The 1,828-nt window shown below is 69.7% G+C and carries 2 protein-coding genes and 1 pseudogene; all 3 read left to right on the forward strand.

The window, feature by feature from the left end; all coding sequences use genetic code 11:
• Positions 1 to 188 (forward strand): annotated as a pseudogene (locus tag G6028_RS06250) (hypothetical protein); the annotation flags it as partial.
• 70 nt (positions 189 to 258) lie between these two features.
• The gene (locus tag G6028_RS06255; protein WP_182658354.1) at positions 259 to 894 is read left to right on the forward strand and encodes a TetR/AcrR family transcriptional regulator; all 636 of its coding nucleotides are present in this window, start codon (positions 259 to 261) and stop codon (positions 892 to 894) included.
• On the forward strand, positions 891 to 1,661 hold the full coding sequence (locus tag G6028_RS06260; protein WP_182658355.1) for a maleylpyruvate isomerase family mycothiol-dependent enzyme: 771 nt from the start codon (positions 891 to 893) through the stop codon (positions 1,659 to 1,661). The genes G6028_RS06255 and G6028_RS06260 overlap by 4 nt, the downstream gene beginning before the upstream one ends.
• The last annotated feature ends 167 nt before the right edge of the window (positions 1,662 to 1,828 follow it).

Consider the following 1,828-nt stretch of genomic DNA (forward strand, 5'->3'; position numbering starts at 1 on the left):
AGGAACCCCGGTACCTGATCGCCGACGAGGCCACCGCCCATCTGGATCCGCTGAGCACGACCGCGATCGCCCGCACCCTCCGCCGGCGGGCCGACGGAGGCCTGGGCGTCCTGGCGATCACCCACGATCTGCGGTTGGCCGAGAGTTGGGCCGACGAGGTTGTGGAGTTGGAGACCCACGCGCCGTGACGGCACCGAGACCCGAACGCAACCCGATCGCCTCTGGACACCGGCGGGTCACCGGCGCACAATCCTAACCATGTTAGGCACTCCGAATCGCGATAGGTCAGCCGAACGACGTGAGGCGACACGGCGGGAGATCATCGACGCCGCGTGGGAGGTGGCCCGCGAACAGGGCCTGGCCCAGCTGACCCTCCGCGATGTCGCGGCCCGCGTCGGCATGAAGGCGCCGTCGCTGTACTCCCACGTGGACTCCAAGAACGCCATCTACGACGCCATGTTCGCCCAGGCCTGGACCGAGTGCCTCGACATCATGCTGGCCCTGGACGAGGGACGCCCGTCCGATGCCCGGGGGACGGTCCGGATGTACGCGCGGGCGTACTTCGACTTCTGCGTGAGCGACCTCGCCCGGTTCCAGCTGATGAACCAGCGCACCATCCCCGGCTTCGAACCCAGCCCCGAGGCCTACGCGCCCGCGGTGCTCGTGCTCGACGGTCTGCGTCAGCGGTTCGCGGCCATCGGGATCACCGCCCAGGAGGACATCGATCTCTACGTGGCCGTGGTGGGCGGCATGGCGGACGCCCAACTCGCCAACGACCCCGGCGGCGATCGCTGGGCCCGCCTGTTCGACCGCGCGGTCGACATGTACCTGCACGACGTCGGCATCCCGACCGACGTCCCGGTCACCACCACACAGGAAGGCACACCGCCATGACCACGACAACCGGGCACCACCGCTCGAAGACCGATCCCCGCATGCCGCAACTACAGCGGGACGTCGCCGCGCGCCTCGCCGCCACCGAGTACGACCGGGTGGCAGACACGCTCGACCGCCTCGCCCCCGACCAGTGGGACGCCCAGACCGACTGCACAGAGTGGGACGTGCGCGCGATGGCCGGGCACATGCTGGGCATGATCCAGATGCTCGCCAGTTGGCCCGAGATGGTCCGCCAGCAGGTGGCGTCCGGCAGGCGCGCCAAGCGCGAGGGCTGCCCCGCGATCGACGCGATGACCGCGCTGCAGGTGGAGAAGAACGCCGGACTGTCGACGGAGGACCTGATCGCCCAGGTTCGCCGACTCGCCCCGAAGGCCGCAAGAAACCGGCGGCGCGCGCCGGGCGTGATGCGGAAGCAGGCCATGGAGGACAACGGCGAGTGGTGGTCCATGGGCTACCTGTTCGACGTGATCCTCACGCGCGATCCCTTCATGCACCGCATCGATATCGCCACCGCGACGGGAGCCCCCATGACGGCGACCGCGGAGCACGAGGGGGTGATCGTCGCCGACGTGGTCGCCGAGTGGGCCGGCCGACACGGGCAGGCCTACGATCTGGAGCTCACCGGCCCGGCGGGTGGGCGCTGGCAGCACGGCGGGCACTCGGGCGCGGGCGAGAACCTCACCATGGACGCGTTCGAGTTCTGCCGAGCACTCAGCGGCCGGGCCCCGGCGGAGGGACTGCTCCGGACCCAGGTCCCGTTCTGACCCGGATCGTGAATGTGCTTTTATCCAACCGAGTGTGAGGTAGATTACATTCCGGGCACAACGCGCTGGTAGCGCGCACTTCTCCGGCTCGTCGCCGCCTCTGACTCGACCCCGGAAGAAGGACGCCGCCATGCCCCCGTCAGAACCCCTCCCCCCGCCCCCGCCCA

This window comes from Dietzia cercidiphylli, assembly GCF_014145145.1.
In the GTDB taxonomy this organism is placed as follows: Bacteria; Actinomycetota; Actinomycetes; order Mycobacteriales; family Mycobacteriaceae; genus Dietzia; species Dietzia natronolimnaea.

Coding starts and splice junctions, on each gene's coding strand:
- G6028_RS06255 (WP_182658354.1), top strand. CDS start 259: ATGTTAGGCACTCCGAATCGCGATAGGTCAGCCGAACGACGTGAGGCG.
- G6028_RS06260 (WP_182658355.1), top strand. CDS start 891: ATGACCACGACAACCGGGCACCACCGCTCGAAGACCGATCCCCGCATG.